Raw genomic sequence first — 21,252 nt, 5'->3', positions numbered from 1 at the left:
AGTAAGGTCGGTTGAAATGATATTAGACGAACATTTCGACCGTTTCGGCGAAGTCCCGGATGGTACGGAAATGCAGTACATCGGGCATCGGTGTCGCATGAATCGATAGGACTTGCGCGACACCGGAGCAGTGAAACTATTCGGAGCTACCTCATCGGCAGGCTCTTGTCGAGTGACGCCGCGTCGCGAAGGGATTGTTTGACGATCTTTCCCGTGGCGTTTCTGGTGAGTCGATCCACAAACCGGACATATCGGGGAATTTTGAACGCCGCGAGCTTGTCCCGCAGCGCGTCACGAAGATCCTGATCTGTCATGGCATCGGGGGCGGTGAGTACGACATACGCCGTCCCGACCTCGCCCCAGCGCTCGTCGGGCACCCCGATCACCGCGGATTCCACCACGTAGGGAAGGGCATCGATATGGGCCTCGATCTCCGCGGGATAGATGTTCTCGCCGCCGGAGATGATCATGTCCTTGATGCGGTCTATGACGTAGATCCAGCCGTCCTCGGCGATGCGGACCACATCGCCGGATCTGAACCACTCTCCGTCCGGGCGAGTTTCGGCATCGCTGGGCCGTCTCCAGTAGCTTCCGGACACATTCAGGCCCCGGACCAGCAATTCTCCCGATCCGTCCGCCGCCGCTGCCGTGGACAGGTTTCTGATCGCGATATCGGTGAAGAAGTGCGGCAGGCCGGCCGACACCGGCCGATCGGCGGCGCCGTCGGCAGTGGCGAGGCTGACGCCCGGGGATGCCTCGGTCATGCCGTAGCCGTGCAGGATATCCACGCCGCGCCGTTGCCAGTCGACCGCGACACGTTCGGCGACCATGGACCCGCCATAGATGACGTAACGGAGCGAGCGCAGGTCGGCGTCCGCGAAGTCGCGGTGGTCGCAGAGCATCTGCAGCATGGTCGGGACCGCAGCGAACGAGGTGATGCCCAATTCCTCGACGGTGGCCAGGACCGTCTCGGGGTCGAATTTCGACAGCACTGCGACGGTGCCGCCCTTGAACAGGGTCGGCAGGGCGACCAGGCCGAGTCCGGTCGCATGGAACAGCGGCGATACGCACAGTGCGGTATCGGTGCCGAGTACGTCGACGTGGGCCAGCTGGTTCATGGTGTTGAAAGTCAGATTGCCGTGAGTGAGCACAGCGCCTTTGGGTCTGCCGGTCGTGCCGCTGGTGTACAGGATCACCGCGTCGTCGTCGAGGGTCACCTCGGTGTCGATCTCCGGCTCGTCGGGCGCGGTGTCGACGGGCTCGGGCTCCGGGCCGAACCAGCTGTCCTCGGTGATCGATACGACCACGTCGACGCTCGGATCGAGCTCGGTCAGCCGACCGACGAGTTCCGTGTGCTCGGCGCTGTGGAACAGGGCGAACGGCGCCGCGTCGTCGAGCAGCGCGGAGAGTTCCGCCGGGGCGAGCCGGGTGCTCAACGGGACGAAGATCGCACCGAGCCGGCATGCGGAGAAGAATATTTCGAACACCGCGATGTCGTTGTGCCCCAGGTAGGCGATTCGATCTCCGTGCCGGACGCCGCGGGCGGCCAGCGCGCGGGCCAGCCGGTCCACCCGATCGGCCAATTCGGCATAGGTCAGGCTCCGGTCACCCTGTCGCAGTGCGACGGTACCGGGGCGGATCCGCGCCCGGCGGCGCGGCCAACTGCCGAGGCCGTAATCAGGCACGACCACTCCGAACGGTGAAATCTGCTCGGGCAAAATGAATTCGGTATGAATTTGCCGAGGTGCTCCGCGGTGCCGTGATCGGAACGGGACGATCCGGGCGCTGTGAGATCAATGACCGCGGACGATTACGTCCTGCCATTGATAGCCGATCAATATCGGAGATGGATTGTCCGCACGGCGCATTGCGGGATGATTGCCCGAGTTGGGGTGGATGTATCACGTTCGACCTTCTTCGAAGACTGCGCAACAAATTTCGAAGCGTGCTCCGGCGACGTTGGATCGGCGCATGCTGCCGTTGAGGTTCCGCAGGTAGTGTTGCATGTTCACCCCGCTTGCGCCAGCGGTGTTCTCGGTGCTGGCGAGGCCGGGTGAAACGCTGCTTCCGGATCGGTTCCGCCAAGCGGAACTTTCGGTCGTATCGGTTTGCTATCAATTGTTTTCGGCTTGCCAATCAGCGCGATCGGAGCGATGCTGAGAAGCCTGGATTCGCCGCCGCCCATAGGTCGGCCGAGGTGTAGATGACGGGCCAGTAGAAATAGGAGCGAGTGCTTGACTGCCGCCTTAACAATCGATCCCACGCTCATTGCGGTTACCGCCGAGCTCCCTCGCCCCGAGTTTTCGACCGAGGAGTTGCTCTCCGTCGGCCGAGAGCATCTTTCGGACAACCTGGTGTCGATGTTGAACGATATCGGGGTGCTGAACCGGCACTCTGTGCTGGCCAACTATCCCGACGTTCTCTTTCGGGACGCGGAACCGAAGCTGGATATCGCCACGGCCGACTTGGCGGTCGCCGCGGCGCGAAAATGTCTTGCCAAGGGCGATGTGGCACCGGAATCCATCGGCTTGGTGCTCGGTGTGACCAGCGCACCGGGCCGACTTCTACCGAGCCTCGTCTGCGATGTCATCGCGCGTATGCCCGAAATTCCCCGGACAGTGGCCAACCTGAGCATCGAATACATGGGTTGCTCGGCAATGGCGAAAGTCGTAGAGACTGCCCGGTGGTATCTGAGCTGTAACCCCGAGAAACGAGTGCTCGTGTGTTTCACCGAGGCGATCACTCCGCTGTCTCCGGTACTTCCGGGCTTCTACTCTCATTTCTCCGAGGTGAGTGCGGACGAACGTCAGAGCACCGTCGACGCGATGCACGGTTTCCTCTTCGCGGATGCCGCTGTGGCGATGGTGTTCGCCGCCGAGGGCGTCGGTCCCACCTTCGGTCCGGTCGCCAGTTTGACGAACGAGCGTGCTGAGGACGCCGAACTCGGCACCGTTCCGGACGGCGGTTCCGATATCCCGGTGGTGCACGGTCGTCGTCTCTACACGCTCAGTTCACAAGTCACGCCGCGCGGATCGTTCTACGCCAAGGAAACCGTGCGCATGCTGCTGGATGACGAATCCTGTCGGTTGAACGATCCCGGCGATGCCTCGATGCTGCTCATGCACACCGGTAGCGTCCGCATCCTGGACTCGCTGTGCGCTCAGTTCGGCGTCTCGCCGGACAGTGCGCCTGTCGCCTCCTCGTATCGCGTGTTGCGCGAGTACGGCAACACCCTCGGCTGTTCGGTTCCGCTGATGGTGGCGGAGTCGACGCATCGTCACGCCGGGCAGGGCATTGTCGTCGCTTTCGGGCTCAGCTTCAGTTGCGGTGCGTTCACCATGACGATTCCGGAGGGTGGCTGGACGCCCTGACCGGGGCCGCTCGGGGCTCAGCCGGGCAGCGGGCCCCCGTGTCCGGATTCGTTCAGCAGTAGTGCCAGCATGTCGCGGAACTCGGCCGCGCGTCCCGGCCCGAGGGCGCTCGCCCAATCCTGTTCCACTGCGATCATGCTGTCCCGCAGCACCGCGAACGCGGCCCGGCCGCGGTCGGTCAGGCAGACCAGTCTGGCTCGCCGATCGGTGAGGTCGGCGACGCGCACCAGGTAGCCGCCGCGCTCCAGCGTGCCGACTACCTGCGCCGTGGCCTGCCGCGTTACCCCGATCCGTGGCGCCAGCTCCGAGATCCGCTGCCCGCCGCCCACCAGCGGCGGGAAGAATTGCAGGGCGTGCCGGGGATGCAGGTCGGGCATACCGGCCGCGGCGAATTCCGTCGCCAGCCGGACACTGGTGGCGCGGGTCAACCGGTACAGCAGGACGGCCGCCGACGAGGGGGCGGTGGGCTCGCTCATGGTGACCGATTCTCGCCGAGTCCGCCGGGCGACGGATACGCCGCCGGTGCCCCCAGTGGGGAGGTCGTCGGCCGTACGGTCAGCAGAGTCCGTCCGGCTCGCCCGTATCTGCCGGGTAGGTGACCTCCGGATAATAGGGGCCCATCACCGGTTGCGGATTTTCTGGATCAGCACCCTGGACCGAATTCGGAAAGTCCTCGGCGGGCAACATGTTCCGCATGATGAGCAGCGTCTCACCAGAGTTCGCGGGCAGCCAGGCCACTCCGCAGCCGGGGTCCGGCCGGTTCTCGGGAGCGGACACCACGATCGTGAACTCGCCGTTCTCGTCGACCGGCAGTTCGTCGTCGACCAGGCAGCCCAGCGTGCTCGTCGACGGCCCGTCGCCGCTGCACATCGACCAGTAGCGCAGCTGGGCAGGTTGCATCCGCGCCGCTCCGGAGAATGTATCGGGGGTTTCGGGGACCCTGCCCCGGACCACCGCGGTCCGGCCGGAGTCCACCAGGGTGGCCAGGTACTTGTTATCGGGGTTGGGGAACAGGCCGCCGCCCTCGCGCCCGGCCCATTGCGGCGCGTGCGGCGGCGGCGTGGCCCGGCCGCCCAGCCGGGTGCGCCCCTCCGGGAACACGCCGTGCGGGTCGAAATCGCTGGTGCTCGCGCCGCAGTCGGCGAGCTCGTAGGCGCCCCCGCCGGGTGCGTGCACCGTGGTCCGGGGCAGCCCGGTGCCGCCCATCGCGTCGAGTCCGGCGTCGGGACGGTACACGCGGTAGATCACCGGGATCACTCCGTTGGTGGCCCGCGCGTAGAGCGTATTCGGTTCGGGATTCTCCGGCCGGTCACCGGCCACTACCCGGACCGTGTAGGACCGGTTCCCGGTCTCCCGGTCGGCGCCCGCGGGAAAAGGGTTCACCGAACCGGCGTCCGGTGCGATCGACGTATCGGTCAGGACGTCGGTGGCCACTCCGAGGGCGGAGTAGGAGACGAACGACATGTACCGCGCGTGCGGGAAGTCGCCGTGCAGGGTCACGCTCGTGCCGGGCGCCGCCGGGACGAAGGTCATCCAGTAGTTGGCGAAAGTATCGGGGTAGGCGACGTTGAAAGTGCCCGCGCCGATTCGCGGGCTCCAGCCGCAGGCGACTTCCGGGGGAGCGGCACCCGCGGGGGCCTGGGTGGTGAGCACCGGAAACGCCGCGGCGCAGCCTGCCGCCACGGTCAGGGCGAACAGTCGGGTGCGGCGCTGATACCTGAGAGACCCTGGGCGCATGTCGCCTCTTTCTGTTCGGTGTCGGGTGTCGCCGCGAAGTGTCGCCGGTCGGCTTCGCGGAACGGGAGAATTATAGGCAAGGTTCTTGCGTAATTGCGTACGGCACCTATGTGAACAGGTGATATCCGGATTGTCCGAGGTCGAGCGCCGGAAACGCGATCAGTCCGGCGGGTCGGTCCGGGGTTCATAGCGGCCCGTCCGGCGGTAAGGTCCGGTTTGTCTGTCTTGTCGTACCGTCCCGGGAACTCCGCCGGGGGTTGCGAACGTTGGACAAAGCAGTTGGATATCGAGTAACAGCTCGGGACCGACGGTCGTGCTCCGGTATGACCAACGAACTCCAAGAAAGGGATTTGCGGTGCGCGCCACAAGCAATCCGGTATTCAAGAACCTGCCCCGGCAGGAAGTCGGCGGCTACGCCGGTTTCGGCTCGGGGGCTGCCGCCGCGGGACAAGCGGGTTACCAGTACGGGAACCAGCAGTACCCGCAGCAGTACCAGCAGCCCTATCCGCAGGCGCCGACCCGGTCGCTGACCATCGACGATGTGGTCACCAAGACCGGCATCACGCTGGGTGTCCTGGCGCTCTCCGCGCTGGTCACCTACCTGCTGACCAATGCCAACAACGCGCTGGCCCCGATGTTCGTGATCGGCGGCGGCATCATCGGTCTGGTCCTCGTGCTGGTCGCCACCTTCGGCAACAAGGCGGACAACCCCGCGATCGTGCTGTCCTACGCGGTCGCCGAAGGCGTTTTCGTAGGCGCCCTGTCGTTCATGTTCACCGATATCAGCTTCGGTGGCGCGGGCGGCGCGAGCATGATCGGGCAGGCCATCCTGGGTACCTTCGGCGTCTTCGCCGGCATGCTCGTCGTGTACAAGACCGGCGCCATCCGGGTCACCCCCCGGTTCACCCGCATGCTCATCGGCGCCATGATCGGCATCCTGGTCCTGGTGGTCGGCAACCTGATCGCGAGCTTCTTCGTCGACGGCGGCTTCGGCCTGCGCGACGGCGGCCCGATCGCGATCATCTTCAGCCTGGTGGTCATCGCCATCGCGGCCTTCAGCTTCCTGCTGGACTTCGACGCGGCCGATCAACTCATCCGCGCTCAGGCTCCGCCGAAGGCGGCCTGGGGTGTGGCGCTCGGCCTCACGGTCACCCTCGTCTGGCTCTATGTCGAGATCCTGCGACTGCTGAGCTACTTCCAGAGCGACTAGTAGCTGTGCAGAAGGTGGCCCTCACTTCGGTGGGGGCCATTTTCACGTCCGGACACTCCAGCTGCATTCCGCCGCCGAAATCGGCCGAGAATGGCACTGAAGTGCCCGTTCAGTTGGATTGTGCGGCCTGGTTACGACGCCAGCCCTACCCGTTCACACAGATCGTTCACATCGGCGCGCATTCCCGATGGCGGCTTCGCCATGAGCGAGTGCAAGATCTGACGGGCGTATCCGTTGTATCGGATCGTTTCCGGAGCCGTACGCACCGATTTGTCCAGCAGTGCCAGCGCGGCGACCGACTCCTCCCGCTGGAAATGGGCCCGGGCGACCTCGATGAAATGCCTGCTGCGGCGAGGGACGGAGACGATCAGGTCGGCGTCGAACGAATGTGCGGCCCGCACGGCCTCGCCCGATCTGCGCAACTCCACTCCCAAGGTTGTCGCGTGTGCGGCCACGACCGGCATGGAGAACGAGGTCTGCGTGTGCCGGTACCGCGGGCCGAGCGCTCGTGCTGTCGCGCCGGCTTTCTCCCAGTTCGCCCAGGCGTCACCGTGCCGACCGCGCCTGGCGTGTACATAGGCGACCTCCGCATACAGCGCACCGTGGATTCCACGCCAATCGTCCGGGGTTGCGTCGCGATCCAGATATGGAGTCAACTGCTCGGCCGCGGTTCGCGCCAGCGCAATCGCTTCCTCCCAGCGCCCCGAGTCCCGTAACGCCTGGGTCATCGCCCAAGCACCGCAGGCGATCACATAGAGATCGTCGGCCGCGTACCCCTCGGACAAGGCGCGGTCGGCCACCATCCACACCAGCTCCGCAGCAGGTTGGTACGCCACATAGAAATCGGCCAATTGATAAACCCCGGCCAGTACGCGACGGGCTTGCCTGCGGCCGTCTCCTCCGGTCCGCGCCGCGCCCTGCGCATCTTTGATCAGGTCGGGCAGCAGCGCACCGAGCTGAGTGCGGTGGTCCGGACTCGAATGCCGAACAACCCATGCCTGCCGCAGTCGCTCCTCCAGGTGCCGGACGCTCGCGGGAGACGTCGGCGGGGCCAGACGATAGTCGGTCAGCGCCGCTTGAACATCGGACAAGGCACTGTGCTGCTCACCGGCGAATACCGAGACCGGAACCGCATATCCGTTTCCGGTCAGTTCGGCGAGATCCTTCAGGTCCAGGGCGCGAGCGATCCGCAGCAGCATCGGTAGCCGTGGCGGTTGCAGGCGCCCGTTCTCGACAGCCTTGAGCCATTCGGAAGATCGCCCCAGGAGCCCGGCCAGGACGGGCCGGGACATACCGGCTCTCTCACGCAACCTCTTTATCCGGGTTCCGACAGACGCGTGCTCAGCGGAATTGATCGCCACCGCAGCCCCTTTCGCTGGTGATCCTGCGATTCAAGCGTAGCGGCACGGGGTACGAACCGTACCCCTCGAACAGTTGACGGATTCCTATCGTGATCCAGCCGCCCGACCGAATCATCCCTGATCGATACCGGGTACGCCGAATGCGATTACAACCACGAGACGAGGTCCCTATGCGTGAGGAGTCACCGTCCCTGCCCGTCCGCGCGCCGCACAATCTCGCCATGGCCGCAACCATCCGGCTCTGGCAGGCGAGTAGAAACTGGGTCACCGATGATCCAGCGGTGCTGCGTCGACTCGCCGATGGGTTGCGCGCGCTAGCTGTCGAGCATTCCACTGCCTATTGCCGATCGCAGGATCCGATCCGCGGCTACTCGCACGCGCATCAGGTGATGGATGTCCATGCCGCGCACCGCTGCCCCCGCTACGAGGCGGCGGCCGAGTACGCGTCGGAGGTCCGCCGATGACGACGGCGCGGCGGGCTGTCGTGCTGCGCCGGGCGGAGTGCGACAGCGGGGCCACGGAAAGTACGCGAAGGCAAGCGAAGTCCGACCAGTTCGGCCGTGACCGGCACGACCCGCTCGCGTGCCGTCCTGGGAGGTGGAGCCGATGAACTCGGCCCCACCCCACAGCAGGCGAACAGCGGGCTCAGCTCAGGCGTTCGATGACCATCGCCATGCCCTGGCCGCCGCCGACGCACATCGTTTCCACACCGAACTGCTTGTCCTGGGTCTGGAGGTTGTTGATGAGGGTGGCGGTGATGCGGGCGCCGGTCATACCGAACGGGTGGCCGAGGGCGATGGCGCCGCCGGAGACGTTCAGCTTGTCCAGGTCCATGCCCAGTTCCCGGGCCGAACCCAGGACCTGGACGGCGAAGGCCTCGTTGATCTCGTAGAGGTCGATATCGCCGATGGTCTTGCCGGCCAGTTTCAGCGCTTTGCGCACCGCTTCGATCGGGCCCAGGCCCATGATCTCGGGCGAGAGGCCGGAGACGCCGGTGGAGACGATCCGGGCCAGCGGGGTCAGGCCCAGTTCCTTGGCCTTGGTATCGCTCATGACCACCAGGGCCGCGGCACCGTCGTTGAGGGGGCAGGCGTTTCCGGCGGTCACCGTGCCGTCGGGGCGGAAGACCGGCTTGAGCTGGGAGATCTTTTCGTAGGTGGTGCCGGCGCGGGGGCCGTCGTCGGTGGAGACGACGGTGCCGTCGGGCAGGGTCACCGGGGTGATCTCCCGTTCGAAGAAGCCGGACTTGATGGCTTCCTCGGCCCGGTTCTGCGACCGCACACCCCAGTGGTCCTGCTCTTCGCGGGAGATGCCGGTGAACGACGCGACGTTCTCCGCGGTCTGGCCCATCGCGATGTAGACGTCGGGGATGTTGTCGTCGGTGCGGGGGTCCTTCCAGGCGACCCCGCCCTGCGCGGTGGTGGCGGTGCGTTCCTCGGCGGCGCCGAACAGTGGATTGTGGGAGTCGGGCCAGCCGTCGGCGGTGCCCTTGGGGAACCGGGAGACGGTCTCGACACCGGCGGAGATGAACGCGTGCCCCTCGCCGGCCTTGATCGCGTGGAACGCCATCCGGGTGGTCTGTAGCGAGGAGGAACAGTAACGGTTGACCGTGGTGCCGGGCATGTAGTCGTAGCCCAGCTGAGTGGCGACGACCTTGGCCATGTTGAATCCGGCTTCACCGGCAGGCTGGCCGCAGCCGAGCATCAGGTCGTCGATATCGGCGGGGGACAGGGCGGGGACCTTGTCCAGCGCGGCGCGCACCATCTGCGCGGCGAGGTCGTCGGGCCGCATGCTCACCAGCGACCCCTTGTTGGCCCGGCCGATGGGTGAGCGAGCAACGGATACGATGACGGCCTCTGGCATGAGGACTCCTTTGTCGAGGAGCGGTGCCGGTCCGGGACGGCCCGACCGGACACTACTCGCGGGTACGATCCCTTCGAATCTACGTCGCGGTCGGCTGCGGGGAAATATCCGCCGCGGCCATATCCCGTTCACCGAGCGCTCTCAGCAGCTCCGGCAACAGATGCGTGGCGGCCAAGGCGTAGCCCGCGGCCGAGGGGTGGAAGCCGTCGGCCGAGAACAGCTGTTCGGGTGCGGCCCGGAAGTCCTTGCTCAACAGATCGCCCATCGCCACCGTGCGGCCGCCGGCCGCCCGAGTGGCCGCGATCTGCGCCCGGGACAACTGGAGGCTCCAGCGGTGCACGACGGTGCGCAGCGGTTCCGGGATGGCCGTGACGCTGCCCAGGTCCGGGCAGGTGCCGACCACCACCACACTGCCCGCCTCGTGCAGCCGGCCGACCGCCGTCCCGAGGCGCTGCGCGGAACGGCTGATCGAATGTTTCTTGGTGACGTCGTTGGCGCCGATCAGCACGACCGAGGCGTCCGGCGGCGGGCCCGCCACGAACATCGCGTCCACCTGCCCGGCCAGGCCTTTGGAGGTGGCGCCGGAGATCGCCTTGGTGCTCAATCGGATCCGCCGGCCCGTCGTGTCGGCCAGCCCGTGCGCTATCCGTACTCCGGGAACTTCGGCGGCGGAGCTGCAACCCAGTCCGGCGGCCGTGGAATCCCCGAAGATCATCAGGTGCAGGTCGGCGTGCTTGCCGGTGCGCCAGGGTTCGTATCCGTGTGGTGCGTAGATTCCGTCGGCTTCGGGCGGTTTGGACGTGTCGCGGCCGATCAGGCCGCGGGCGGCGCCGGCCTGGGTGGTGAGCATCCGGTAGGCCGCCCAGGACGCCGTTCCCGCTCCGGAGCCGACCAGAACCGTGGCGGCGCCGGCTACCGCGGCCGTCCGCCAGCCGATCCGAGTTTCGACCATGTGCCGGGATTTTACGAGCGCGCGCGAGGTCGTGCGACCGCGCGCGGCGCACTTCCGGACTGTGCGGGACCGGCCGTCCACCTCGGTCAGGGGACGACGAAGCTGCCGTACGCCGGGACGCTGGCGTGGTTCGTGGTCACGGTGACGTCGACCCGGCCGGGGCCGGTGTCCTGGAAGAGGGAGTACTGGATGCTGCCGTAGATCCCGGTCACCACATTGTTGACGTAACTGCCGGTCGCCCCGGTGTCGAGGTTGCGCCAGGTCACCGTGGTCAGCACCTCGCACAGGGGCGCGAACGGGTAGTCGCCGGGACCGATCCCGGCCACCGGGTTGGCCCGTACGTTCAGCACCGCGCGGCCCGGCCAGTCCGGGCTGGTGTCGGCCCAGGTGCGGATGCTGGTCCCGCACAGCCCGCCGTAGGTGAGCGTGGGAACGTCGGGGAACGCGGTGACGGCGGCGCCGGCCGATGCCCCCGGCCCGGCGATCAGCGCGAACGCCGATCCGGCCAGAATCACGGTGGCGCGTGCGAGCTTCGGCAGCCTCATAGGTCCCAGATACTAGAGCCTGAGTCGCGACCCCGTCGGATTTGCGCGGCGCGGCCGAGGTGCCCGGCGGACCACGCCGAAGCCGACGGCAACGTCTCTGCAACGATGGGGGTATGCGCATCGCGGATCATGTCGTGGACCTCATCGGCAACACCCCGCTGGTCCGGTTGAACTCGGTGGTTCCCTCGGGTGCCGGGCTGGTGGCGGCCAAGATCGAATACTTGAACCCGGGCGGCAGCTCCAAGGACCGTATCGCGGTGAAGATGATCGAGGCGGCCGAGAAGTCGGGGCAGTTGCGTCCCGGTGGGACCATTGTCGAACCGACTTCCGGCAATACCGGTGTCGGTTTGGCGCTGGTGGCTCAGCAGCGCGGCTACCACTGCGTTTTCGTCTGCCCGGACAAGGTCAGCGAGGACAAGCGCAATGTGCTGCGCGCCTACGGCGCCGAAGTGGTCGTCTGCCCCACCGCGGTGCCTCCGGAGCACCCCGACAGCTACTACAGCGTCTCCGATCGGCTGGTGCAGGAGATCGACGGCGCCTGGAAGCCGGACCAGTACTCGAATCCGGGCGGTCCGGACAGCCATTACGAGACCACCGGCCCGGAGATCTGGCGCGATACCGAGGGCACGGTGACCCACTTCGTCGCGGGTGTCGGCACCGGCGGCACCATCACCGGGGTCGGGCGCTATCTCAAAGAGGTGTCCGGCGGAAAGGTGAAGGTCGTCGGCGCCGATCCGGAGGGCTCGGTGTATTCGGGCGGCACCGGGCGGCCGTATCTCGTCGAGGGCGTCGGTGAGGATTTCTGGCCGTCGGCCTACGATCCGGCGATTCCGGACGAGATCATCGCTGTCTCCGACGCGGATTCCTTCGATATGACCCGCCGCCTGGCCCGGGAAGAGGGTCTGCTGGTCGGGGGTTCGTGCGGTATGGCGGTGGTGGCGGCGCTCGAGATCGCGCGGCGCGACCCGGAGGCCGTGGTGGTGGTGCTGCTGCCCGACGGCGGACGCGGCTATCTGTCGAAGATCTTCAACGACCGGTGGATGAGCTCCTACGGGTTCCTGCGCTCCCCGCTCGACGGTTCGACGGCGGAGACGCTGGTCGGCGATGTGCTGCGCGGCAAGTCCGGGGAATTGCCGGATCTGGTGCACACCCATCCGTCGGAGACGCTGCGCGACGCCATCGAGATCCTGCGCGAATACGGGGTCTCGCAGATGCCGGTCGTCGGCGCGGAACCGCCGGTGATGGCCGGCGAGGTGGCCGGCAGCGTTTCCGAGCGGGACCTGCTGTCGGCGGTGTTCTCCGGTCGCGCGAATCTCACCGATTCGGTGGCTCAGCACATGAGCCAGTCGTTTCCCTTGATCGGCTCCGGGGAGCCGATCTCGGCGGCCACCAAGGCGTTGTCGGATACCGACGCGCTCATGGTCGTCGAGGACGGCAAACCGGTCGGTGTGATCACCCGGCACGACCTGCTGGGATTCCTGAGCACGGGCCGACCGGCGCGATAGCAATTATTCCGCAATCACGGGTTCATCCAGCTCTTCCAGGGTATAAACGGGCATAGTTCCGTTCGTGGCAAACGCCGCGTCCGATCGGAGAGCGAAGGGAAGGGCTTGTGCAAACCTCAAGTTTGGCAATCGATTTCCAGCAGGGATTCTCTGACGCGTGGAGTTCGATCGCGACATTCGTACCCAAGCTCGCCGGATTCCTGGTCATCCTGTTCATCGGCTGGATCATCGCCAAGGTGGTCGCGACGATCGTCGACAAGGTCCTCGAGCGGGTCGGTTTCGATCGACTCGTCGAGCGGGGCGGGATCCAGCGGATGCTGTCGCGGAGCAAATACGACGCGTCGGACCTGCTGGCGAAACTTGCCTACTACGCGATCCTGCTGATCGCGCTGCAGCTGGGTTTCGGCGTTTTCGGGCCGAACCCGGTGAGCAATCTGATCGACGGGATCGTCGCCTGGCTGCCCAGGCTGGCGGTGGCAATCCTGATCGTGGTGGTCGCCGCTGCGATCGCGCACGCGGTGAGCGATCTGGTGCGCAACGCGCTCGGCGGTTTGAGCTACGGTCCGATGATCGGCCGGATCGCGTCGGTATTCATCTGGGGTATCGGCATCATCGCCGCACTGAATCAGATCGGTGTCGCCACCACGGTCACCACGCCCGTCCTCATCGCGGTGCTCGCCACGTTGGGCGGCATCCTGGTCGTGGGTGTCGGCGGCGGTCTGGTGCGGCCGATGCAGCAGCGCTGGGAGTCCTGGCTCGACGGGCTCGAGGAGGAACTGCCGGCGGTCCGCGGTCACGCCGAGGCCTATCAGCGCGGACGTGAGGACGCGTCCCGGCAGCGGGAGCGGTCGGGCGGTCAGCAGCCGGTTCGCGGGCAGGCGCCGGGCGGTCGTGATCCGGAAGGGTGGGATCATCCCCAGCCCGCCCAGGGCGGCTTCCGCGGCGACCCCGGCGACTACGGGCAGCAGCCCATGCCCGGCAACGACTACCGCCAGCAATACGGCAACCCCTACGGCGGCGATCAACCGCCCTACGGTGGCGAACCGCGTCACCTGCGCTGACCAGCGCCTACAGTTCGACTACTTCCGCCGTGCGCCGGTTTCCGGCGCACGGCGGAAGCCGTTCAACGGGCCGGGTATCCGGCCTGCACGCAGGCTCCGGCCAGGCGTAGGTGCAGCCAGTCCGCGGTGGCCCAGTCGGCCGGTCCGGTGATCGGCGTGGTCCGGTCCTCCAGCAGTCCGCGCATATATCCGGCCAGCAGGACGGCCGGCGATATCCGGTCGGCCGCGTCGATGCCCAGGTCGAGAATGTCGCGTACCGCGGCGGCGTGCTGATCCAGGGCCGCGGAAAGGCCCGGCTGTCCGGTCGCCGCGGCGAGCGCCGGCGCCCCGTGAGTTCGGTGGATGCCCTCCAGATAACGGCGAGCGGAGATTTCGAACAAACGGGGACCCGGGGTGAACATAACTCGATGGTAACAACGCGCGGTCATTTATCGAATTGTGATTTATCGCGCAATTCCGCAGGTGAAAGCGGATAAACGGGTCGGAATACGCGCCGCACCGGCTCGGCTCCGGTCACCAGATCTGTCCATTCGTCGGCCAGCAGGGCCAGCCGATACCAGGCCGCGTGCACCCGATCGTCGGAGACGCGCTCCGCGTGGTGCAGGAGATGGCCGGCGTGCACATGCGCGGCCGCCATGCGATCGATCGTCGAGCCCGGCGAATCGGCGCGGCGGACCGGCCGATCGGCCAGCTGGGTGGTCACCCAGCGATCGATCGATTCGACGAGTTCGGCACGGCGGCAATCGATCCCGGCGGTGCCCAGTGGGTCGCCGTGGCGGCGCCGGTGGAGCCCGGCCAGGGCGTTCGCCCAGGTCAGCAACGGTTGTCCGGTCCGCGCGTGATCGGGCCCGGTGAACGCGGCCACCAGTTCCCGTTGATCCGGTAGTAATCGGCAGGCCTTGGTGCGTTCGTGCGAAATGCGCACGGCCTTGGCGCCGAGCGCCGCTTTGGCCGTGCCGGACGGTCGCCGATTGCCCGGTCCGGGCGTCTGCGAATTCATAACGCACCTCCGTGTACTTCCACACCCGGCGTTTTCGGATCCGCTCCGGGTGCGAATATCAGAGTGCGCCGTCGGTCCGGCTCATGGGTGACACGGAGATGGCTCGAGGATGACGGTTGGTAACAATGTCCTCCGCTCGGACGGGACGCGTTGTGAGGCAGTGGATTCACCGATAACGGCACCGGGCTTCGAGCGAAATGGCAAGTGGCTGCGGATCCGTCGTCGCGTCAGCGGAATGCCTGCACATCGGTGAGGGCCTTGCCCAGCACCAGTTGATGCACCTCGGCCGTTCCCTCGTAGGTGAGCACCGATTCGAGGTTGTTCGCGTGCCGCAACACCGGGTAGTCGAGGGTTATCCCGTTGGCGCCCAATATCGTGCGGCATTCGCGAGCGATGGCGATGGCCTCGCGGGAACTGTTCAGTTTGCCGGCGCTCACCTGCTCCGGGGTGACCTCACCGCGATCCTTCAACCGGCCCAGATGCAGCGCCAGCAACTGGCCTTTGCCCAATTCCAGGGCCATATCCGCCAATTTCGCCTGGGTCAGCTGATAACCGGCGAGCGTCTTATCGAAAACCTCTCGGGTCCGCGAATACTCGATGGTCGCCTCCAGGCAGTCGCGGGCCGCGCCGAGCGCACCGAAGATGATCCCGAACCGGGCCTCGCCCAGGCACGCCAGCGGCCCGGACAGGCCGACCGCGCCGGGCAGTACCGCGTCCGCGGGCAACCGGACCGCGTCCAGGTCCAGCTCGGCGGTGATCGAGGCGCGCAGCGACAGCTTTCTCTTCATCTCCCGGGTCGTGAATCCCGGCGTGCCCGCGGGCACCAGGAAGCCGCGTACGACGTTCTCGCCCGCGTGCTCGGTCCGGGCCCACACCACCGCGATATCGGCCACCGATCCATTGGTGATCCACATCTTCGATCCGTCGAGCACCCAGTCGTCGCCGTCGCGCCGGGCCCGCGTACGCATACCGCCCGGGTTGGAACCGAAATCAGGTTCGGTGAGGCCGAAACAACCCAGAACCCGTCCCGCGGCCATATCCGGCAGCCACTGCTGTTTCTGCTCCGCGGACCCATATTTGTGGATCGCGGTCATGGCCAGCGAACCCTGTACCGAGACCAGCGACCGCAGCCCCGAATCGGCCGCCTCCAGTTCCTGGCAGGCCAGGCCGTACGCGGTCGCCGGCAGGCCCGCGCAGCCGTAGCCGTCGAGGTGCATTCCGAGCACACCCAGCTTCCCGAGTTCGGGCGCGATCTCGCGCACCGGGAAGACCCCGGCCTCGAACCACTCCGCGATATGCGGTCGTATCCGCCGGTCGGTGAAGGTCGCGACGGTATCGCGGATCTCTCGTTCCTCGCCGGTCAGCAGGGCATCTGTCGCGAACAGTTCGGTCACGGTCAGCATGAGGCCAGGGTAATCGGATCGACCGCGCGCACCGCGGCCCGGACCGGCGCGCGAACCGGTCCACCGGAAGGGCCGACCAGCGTGCGACCACCCGCGACCGGCCCTCTAGGGTGGGGGCATGAGCGAACTGGGATTCACTACCAGGGCTGTGCACGCGGGCTACGATCCCGATCCGCGGACCGGCGCGGTGAATGTGCCCATCTACGCCAGTTCCACCTTCGCCCAGGACGGGGTGGGCGGACTGCGGGACGGCTATGAATACGCCCGCACCGGCAATCCCACCCGCACGGTGCTGGAGGCCAATCTGGCCGCCCTCGAATCCGGCCGCCACGGCCGCGCGTTCGCCTCCGGGATGGCCGCCACCGACTGCGCGCTGCGCGCGATGCTGCGGCCCGGCGACCATATCGTCATTCCCGACGACGCCTACGGCGGTACCTTCCGGCTGATCGACAAGGTCTTCACCCAATGGGGTATCGAGCATTCCCCGGCCGCGGTCACCGATATCGACGCGATGCGCGCCGCTATTCGGCCGAACACCAAACTCATCTGGGTGGAATCGCCCACCAATCCGCTGCTGAATATCGGTGATATTCCGGCGCTGGCCGATATCGCGCACACCTCGGGCGCCAAACTGGTGGTGGACAACACCTTCGCCACCCCGTACCTGCAGCAGCCGCTGCTGCTGGGCGCCGATGTGGTGCTGCATTCGACGACCAAGTACCTGGGCGGGCACTCCGATGTCATCGGTGGCGCGCTCGTCACCGACGACGCCGAACTCGACGCGGCCTTCGCCTTCTTGCAGAACGGCGCCGGCGCGGTGCCCGGCCCGTTCGATGCCTTCCTCACGCTGCGCGGCACCAAAACGCTGGCCCTGCGGATGGACCGGCATTGCGATAACGCCGAAACGCTGGCCGAGTTCCTGTCCCGCACACCCGCGATCAGCCAGGTCATCTATCCGGGTCTGCCCGAGCATCCCGGTCACGCCGTCGCGGACAAGCAGATGCGGCGCTTCGGCGGGATGATCTCGGTGCGGCTGGCCGGCGGCCCCGACGCCGCCCGAGACCTCTGCGCGCGGACGAAGGTGTTCACCCTCGCCGAATCGCTGGGTGGGGTGGAGTCGCTGATCGAACATCCGGCGGCCATGACCCATGCCTCCACGGAGGGGTCGGATCTCGAGGTTCCGGCCGATCTGGTAAGGCTGTCGGTAGGAATCGAGGACATCAGCGACCTGCTGGCCGACCTCGAACAAGCTCTGAGCTGACCGAGCCGGGGCACCACCGCGTATTCGGGAGAACACGTACGACATGAACGAGCGGCCGTATCCGGGAATTCGGATGCGGCCGCTCGTGTCGTCATGCGGTCCGGCCCGGGCGGCCGGGCCGATGCGCTCAGCTGTGGTAAGGCTCCGCGCTGACCAGCGTCACCTTCATGATGTTGTTGTTGGGGAGGGTGTACTCGCGGGTCTCGCCGACCTTCGCGTCGATCAGCGCACCGCCGAGCGGGGAGCTGGGGGAGTAGGTCTCCAGGTCGGGGTTGCCCAGGCCTTCTTCGCGGGTCGCGATGAGGAAGGTCTCGGTATCGGTTTCGTCACCGTCGTAGTAGACCTTCACCACGGAACCGGGCAGGGCGACACCGGACTTGGTGGGAGCCACGCCGACCTTGGCGTTGTTGAGCAGTTCCTGCAGCTGCCGGATCCGGGCTTCCTGCTGGCCCTGTTCCTCGCGCGCCGCGTGGTAGCCGCCGTTCTCCTTGAGGTCGCCTTCTTCGCGACGCTCGTTGATTTCGGCGGCGATGACCGGACGATTGGCGATGAGCGCGTCGAGTTCGCCCTTGAGCCTGTCGTGCGACTCCGGGGTCAGCCAGGTCGTTTGGGTCTCAGTCATCTCGATCACTCCCTAGTAGTTGTCCCCGGCAGGCCGGGATTCCCTGTCACTGCGGCACAACCCACCCGCAGGCAGGCATGCTTCAGCAGACGGCTATCGCGATCTGCGGGAACTCGAAAAACCCCGACAGGTCTGACGCCGGGACTCCTCGCCGACCCGGTATCGACCGCGCTGGCCGCCAATGCAGCAAACACGGCTCCGAGCCCCGGAACCGTGTGTGACGCCATTTTAGCATGAATCATAAAAATGCAGGTCGGAGAAGTTTTTACCGGAAAGGCACCCTCCGGTGGACCTCTCCGGGCGTGGTGACTCGCGGTCTGGAGCCCGTGCGGACGGTAGTCCGCCGAAGGCCGCCGCCACACCACTGACCCCCGCCCGCGCCGAGTGTTATCGCGCCCTGCCTCGCTGGGTGTGCTGGGTCACCGAGATCTGAGCGAACAAGGGTCCGAGTCGCGGACGCCGACCAGCACCGAGCACCCGCATCGCCACGTTGATCGCAGGTTTTCCTGTTCACGGCTCCGCGGCTGTCCACAGCTGAGCCCCCACGCGGCATATTTGCTCCGGATGGTACGTCCGTGGTCGGGGCCCGCTCCGGTTCTGGAGCGACGGATTGAAGGTGCGCAGCGACCGACTGGCAGCAGTGCGGAGCGGGATTCTCCAGCCGCTGACTCGACTCCTGAATGTTTCTGCTGGATGGTCGACTCCTGTGGTCGGGGCCCGCTCCGGTGCTGCCGGTGGATCGGAGGTACGCAGCGACCGACTGGCAGGAGTGCGGAGCGGGATTCCCAACCCTGAATGTTTCTGCCGGATGGTCACCATCCCATGGTCGGGGCCCGCCCCGGTTCTGGAGCGACGAAGCGAAGGAGCGCAGCGACTGAGCGCAGGAGTGAAGAACCGGGGTTGACAAGGGCCCCGACCCGCGCCGCCGAAGGCGGCGCCGATTACTCAGCGCAGGTATCCGGGCACGCTGTCGGTGCAGGTGTAGATCGCGGTCGAGGCCGGCCGCTCACTGGCTCGCACGACCGTGCTCACCCGGACGGTCTTCTCACCCGCCGTCGGCTGTACCAGCACTTCTCGCCGACCTACTTCCATGAGGTCGCGCGACATGGCGCGGACGAGGCAGACCACCGGTTCGGAGGGATCGGCGCGGGTGAGGCGGATCTCGACTTCGACCGAGGAGTCGTCGAGCACGGTGTATCCGAGCTGTTCGGATTCGATGTCCTCCGGTCCGAATTTCGCCCAGCCGAGGTAGGCGACTCCGATTCCGGCGAGGATCACCACACCCGTGAGGACCGCGCCGATGAGGCGGCGGTTCGGTCGCGTGCCACGGTGGCCGTACCGGTCGGCGTACCGGTCGTGCGCGGTGTCCGCTGTCGCCGTGTCCGCGGACTGCGGGGTGGTCGCCGCGGGTGTGGTGGAGTCGGCGCGACCGGTGTCCGGCGTGGGCTCGGTCATGATTTCGCGCTCCCGGGGGGTAGGTCGGAACAGAATCGGTCCAGATGGAACTATAGGGAATGAAGTCCGAACACCCGCGACCGAGAGCGACGGTGAACGAGAAGTGAGTGGCCTTCGCCTCATGGCGGTGCACGCCCACCCCGACGACGAGTCCAGCAAAGGCGGTGCCACCACGGCCCGCTATGCCGACGAGGGCAATGACGTCCTGGTCGTCACGCTGACCGGCGGGGAACGGGGCAGCATCCTCAACCCTGCCATGGACACACCCGGGGTGCTGGAGCGGATGAACGAGATCCGGCGCGAGGAGATGTCGGCGGCGGCCACCGCGCTCGGCGTCAGCCAGACCTGGCTGGGTTTCGTCGATTCGGGTTTGCCCGAGGGCGATCCGTTGCCGCCGTTACCCGAGGACTCGTTCGCGCTGGTTCCGCTCGACGAAGCCACCGAGGCATTGGTCCGCGTGGTCCGCGAGTTCAAACCGCATGTCATGACCACCTATGACGAGATGGGCGGCTACCCGCACCCCGATCACATCCGGTGCCATGAGGTGTCGGTGGCGGCGTTCGAGGCCGCCGGAGACCCGGAGAAGTTCCCGGACGCGGGGCCGCCGTGGACCCCGTTGAAGCTGTACTACGACCACGGCTTCTCGATCCGGCGGATGGAGGTGTTCGCTGAGGAGTACGACAAGCTGGGCGAACCTTTCCCGCTGCAGGAGTGGCTGGACCGTTCCCGGAAGTACGCCGTCGAACGCGGTGACATCATGGCGCGGGTCACCACGCAGGTCGAATGCGGTAAGTACTTCCCGCGTCGCGACGACGCGTTGCGCGCCCACGCCACCCAGGTCGACCCGAACGGCGCGTTCTTCGCCATTCCGCTGGAGATGCAGCAGCGGCTGTGGCCGACCGAGGAGTTCGAATTGGCGCGGACCCGGGTGCGCACCGATATCCCGGAAACCGACCTTTTCGCCGGTATCACCGACGAGCACCGCTGATGTCGGCCCTACAGCTCCCCGGGTACGCCGGCGTCTTGCTGGCGCAGACGCCGGGTACGCCGACCGGCCCGGAATTCGGTAAAGCGTCCCCGCTCGGTCTGGCCGTGGTGCTGATCCTGCTCGCCGGTACTTTCCTGCTGGTCCGTTCGATGAACAAGCATCTGAAGAATCTGCCGGAAACCTTCGAGCCCGAACATCCGGAGCCCGATCAGGCGGCCGACGAGGGCACCGACCCAGGGGTCGCCCGCCGTCCCGAGCCGACTTCGAACGGTGTCGGCGACGACCGCGATCGCCCGGACTAGCGCCGGCTACCAGTCGATCAGGCCCAGCTCGTGCAGACGCTCGAAGACGAGCAGCGAGCCGGGCGCCACCTCGGGCATCGCCGCGTACTCGCCTCCGGTGAAGTAACGGAATTCGGCGATCTCGCCGAGGGGGCTGGGGTCGTCGGTGACCTCGGCCAGGAAACAGGTCATGTGCAGCCGGGTACCGGCGGTGTGCCCGTACGCCTCGGCTCGGAAGGTCCCCAGTTCGGTGACGTCGGTGACCCCCACCCCGAGTTCTTCGCGGATCTCCCGGTGCAGTGCCTGTAGCGGGCTCTCGCCGGAATCGATCTTCCCGCCGGCCATGTAGAAAACGGTTTTGCCGGTGGAGCGGGTCTGGATCAGGCGGCGGTCGCGGATATGGGCCAGGGCGGCGGTTCTGATCACGGGTCCACGGTAGGAGTCCGCCGGTGCGCGAGGCTCGGCAGGGCGGCGGGCAGCGTGAGAGGGTGGAAGTGTGAATCGTCTGGGACGCGCGACCTCGCCGTATCTGTGTCAGCACGCGGACGATCCCGTGCACCGGTGAGAGTGGGACGCCGAGGCGCTCGCCGAAGCGGCCGCGCGGCGACCGTCGATATCCGGTAATGCGTTGCATGTT

Annotated in this window: 21 protein-coding genes; 8 read left to right on the top strand and 13 right to left on the bottom strand. The window is 66.7% G+C overall.

All coding sequences use genetic code 11. The features are described 5' to 3' along the window. Nucleotides 1-146 precede the first annotated feature (146 nt). Nucleotides 147-1,685, bottom strand: coding sequence for an acyl-CoA synthetase (locus OG804_RS18505; RefSeq protein WP_328388163.1), 1,539 nt, complete (start codon nt 1,683-1,685; stop codon nt 147-149). Between the two features lie 675 nt (nt 1,686-2,360). Here OG804_RS18505 and OG804_RS18500 point away from each other — a divergent pair. Further along, complete coding sequence (locus tag OG804_RS18500; RefSeq protein WP_328388161.1) at nt 2,361-3,371, top strand: 3-oxoacyl-[acyl-carrier-protein] synthase III C-terminal domain-containing protein; 1,011 nt, start codon at nt 2,361-2,363, stop codon at nt 3,369-3,371. Nucleotides 3,372-3,388: 17 nt separating this feature from the next. Here the strand turns inward: OG804_RS18500 and OG804_RS18495 are convergent, their stop codons facing one another. Both OG804_RS18495 and OG804_RS18490 read right to left on the bottom strand, forming a co-directional pair. Beyond that, nucleotides 3,389-3,847, bottom strand: a complete 459-nt coding sequence (locus OG804_RS18495; RefSeq protein ID WP_328388159.1) for a MarR family winged helix-turn-helix transcriptional regulator — start codon at nt 3,845-3,847, stop codon at nt 3,389-3,391. Nucleotides 3,848-3,926: 79 nt separating this feature from the next. Next, nucleotides 3,927-5,108: a hypothetical protein gene (locus tag OG804_RS18490; protein ID WP_328388157.1), complete on the bottom strand. Its 1,182-nt coding sequence runs from the start codon at nt 5,106-5,108 to the stop codon at nt 3,927-3,929. 355 nt (nt 5,109-5,463) lie between these two features. Here OG804_RS18490 and OG804_RS18485 point away from each other — a divergent pair, with 355 nt between their 5' ends. Beyond that, nucleotides 5,464-6,318 carry a Bax inhibitor-1/YccA family protein gene (locus OG804_RS18485; protein ID WP_328388155.1) on the top strand — a complete coding sequence of 285 codons (855 nt, stop codon included), beginning with the start codon at nt 5,464-5,466 and terminating at the stop codon, nt 6,316-6,318. Nucleotides 6,319-6,449: 131 nt separating this feature from the next. Here the strand turns inward: OG804_RS18485 and OG804_RS18480 are convergent, their stop codons facing one another. Beyond that, nucleotides 6,450-7,679 (bottom strand): helix-turn-helix domain-containing protein, encoded by a 1,230-nt coding sequence (locus OG804_RS18480; protein ID WP_328388153.1) that lies wholly within the window; start codon nt 7,677-7,679, stop codon nt 6,450-6,452. Nucleotides 7,680-7,900: 221 nt separating this feature from the next. Here OG804_RS18480 and OG804_RS18475 point away from each other — a divergent pair, with 221 nt between their 5' ends. Next, nucleotides 7,901-8,143, top strand: a complete 243-nt coding sequence (locus OG804_RS18475; protein WP_328388151.1) for a hypothetical protein — start codon at nt 7,901-7,903, stop codon at nt 8,141-8,143. Nucleotides 8,144-8,324: 181 nt separating this feature from the next. On the opposite strand, the gene OG804_RS18470 is transcribed toward OG804_RS18475, so the two are convergent. From OG804_RS18470 to OG804_RS18460, 3 genes are all read right to left on the bottom strand, one after another. Further along, nucleotides 8,325-9,542, bottom strand: coding sequence for an acetyl-CoA C-acetyltransferase (locus tag OG804_RS18470; RefSeq protein WP_328388149.1), 1,218 nt, complete (start codon nt 9,540-9,542; stop codon nt 8,325-8,327). A gap of 79 nt (nt 9,543-9,621) precedes the next feature. Then, nucleotides 9,622-10,494, bottom strand: coding sequence for an SGNH/GDSL hydrolase family protein (locus OG804_RS18465; protein ID WP_328388147.1), 873 nt, complete (start codon nt 10,492-10,494; stop codon nt 9,622-9,624). An 86-nt stretch (nt 10,495-10,580) separates the two neighbouring features. Then, entirely contained in the window at nt 10,581-11,039 is a 459-nt protein-coding gene (locus tag OG804_RS18460) for a hypothetical protein (RefSeq protein ID WP_328388145.1), read from the bottom strand. Nucleotides 11,040-11,152: 113 nt separating this feature from the next. Here OG804_RS18460 and OG804_RS18455 point away from each other — a divergent pair, with 113 nt between their 5' ends. Then, nucleotides 11,153-12,544 carry a cystathionine beta-synthase gene (locus OG804_RS18455; protein WP_328388143.1) on the top strand — a complete coding sequence of 464 codons (1,392 nt, stop codon included), beginning with the start codon at nt 11,153-11,155 and terminating at the stop codon, nt 12,542-12,544. Between the two features lie 122 nt (nt 12,545-12,666). Next, nucleotides 12,667-13,605, top strand: coding sequence for a mechanosensitive ion channel family protein (locus tag OG804_RS18450; protein WP_442941568.1), 939 nt, complete (start codon nt 12,667-12,669; stop codon nt 13,603-13,605). A gap of 62 nt (nt 13,606-13,667) precedes the next feature. On the opposite strand, the gene OG804_RS18445 is transcribed toward OG804_RS18450, so the two are convergent. The 3 genes from OG804_RS18445 to OG804_RS18435 form a co-directional block, all read right to left on the bottom strand. Continuing rightward, nucleotides 13,668-14,006 carry a DUF6401 family natural product biosynthesis protein gene (locus OG804_RS18445; RefSeq protein WP_328388139.1) on the bottom strand — a complete coding sequence of 113 codons (339 nt, stop codon included), beginning with the start codon at nt 14,004-14,006 and terminating at the stop codon, nt 13,668-13,670. Nucleotides 14,007-14,029: 23 nt separating this feature from the next. Continuing rightward, nucleotides 14,030-14,605, bottom strand: coding sequence for a DUF4254 domain-containing protein (locus tag OG804_RS18440; RefSeq protein WP_328388137.1), 576 nt, complete (start codon nt 14,603-14,605; stop codon nt 14,030-14,032). A 227-nt stretch (nt 14,606-14,832) separates the two neighbouring features. After that, nucleotides 14,833-16,008, bottom strand: coding sequence for an acyl-CoA dehydrogenase family protein (locus OG804_RS18435; protein ID WP_328388135.1), 1,176 nt, complete (start codon nt 16,006-16,008; stop codon nt 14,833-14,835). A gap of 118 nt (nt 16,009-16,126) precedes the next feature. On the opposite strand from OG804_RS18435, the gene OG804_RS18430 reads away from it, so the two are divergent. Then, nucleotides 16,127-17,269, top strand: coding sequence for a cystathionine gamma-synthase (locus OG804_RS18430; RefSeq protein ID WP_328388133.1), 1,143 nt, complete (start codon nt 16,127-16,129; stop codon nt 17,267-17,269). A 127-nt stretch (nt 17,270-17,396) separates the two neighbouring features. On the opposite strand, the gene greA is transcribed toward OG804_RS18430, so the two are convergent. Both greA and OG804_RS18420 read right to left on the bottom strand, forming a co-directional pair. Continuing rightward, nucleotides 17,397-17,891: a transcription elongation factor GreA gene (gene greA / locus OG804_RS18425; RefSeq protein WP_328388131.1), complete on the bottom strand. Its 495-nt coding sequence runs from the start codon at nt 17,889-17,891 to the stop codon at nt 17,397-17,399. Nucleotides 17,892-18,836: 945 nt separating this feature from the next. After that, the gene (locus tag OG804_RS18420; protein ID WP_328388129.1) at nt 18,837-19,346 is read right to left on the bottom strand and encodes a DUF4307 domain-containing protein; all 510 of its coding nucleotides are present in this window, start codon (nt 19,344-19,346) and stop codon (nt 18,837-18,839) included. A gap of 103 nt (nt 19,347-19,449) precedes the next feature. Here OG804_RS18420 and mca point away from each other — a divergent pair, with 103 nt between their 5' ends. Both mca and OG804_RS18410 read left to right on the top strand, forming a co-directional pair. Then, on the top strand, nt 19,450-20,334 hold the full coding sequence (gene mca / locus OG804_RS18415) for a mycothiol conjugate amidase Mca (RefSeq protein ID WP_442941567.1): 885 nt from the start codon (nt 19,450-19,452) through the stop codon (nt 20,332-20,334). Further along, nucleotides 20,334-20,636, top strand: coding sequence for a hypothetical protein (locus OG804_RS18410; RefSeq protein ID WP_328388127.1), 303 nt, complete (start codon nt 20,334-20,336; stop codon nt 20,634-20,636). Before mca ends, OG804_RS18410 begins: the two co-directional genes overlap by 1 nt. A 6-nt stretch (nt 20,637-20,642) precedes the next feature. Here OG804_RS18410 and OG804_RS18405 read toward each other — a convergent pair whose 3' ends face one another. Continuing rightward, nucleotides 20,643-21,041, bottom strand: a complete 399-nt coding sequence (locus OG804_RS18405) for an NUDIX hydrolase (protein WP_328388125.1) — start codon at nt 21,039-21,041, stop codon at nt 20,643-20,645. Nucleotides 21,042-21,252: the final 211 nt, after the last annotated feature.

It is taken from the genome of Nocardia sp. NBC_00416 (genome assembly GCF_036032445.1).
In the GTDB taxonomy this organism is placed as follows: Bacteria; Actinomycetota; Actinomycetes; order Mycobacteriales; family Mycobacteriaceae; genus Nocardia.
Note: the sequence above shows the minus strand (reverse complement) of the source record. Positions and strands in the feature narration are given on the sequence as shown.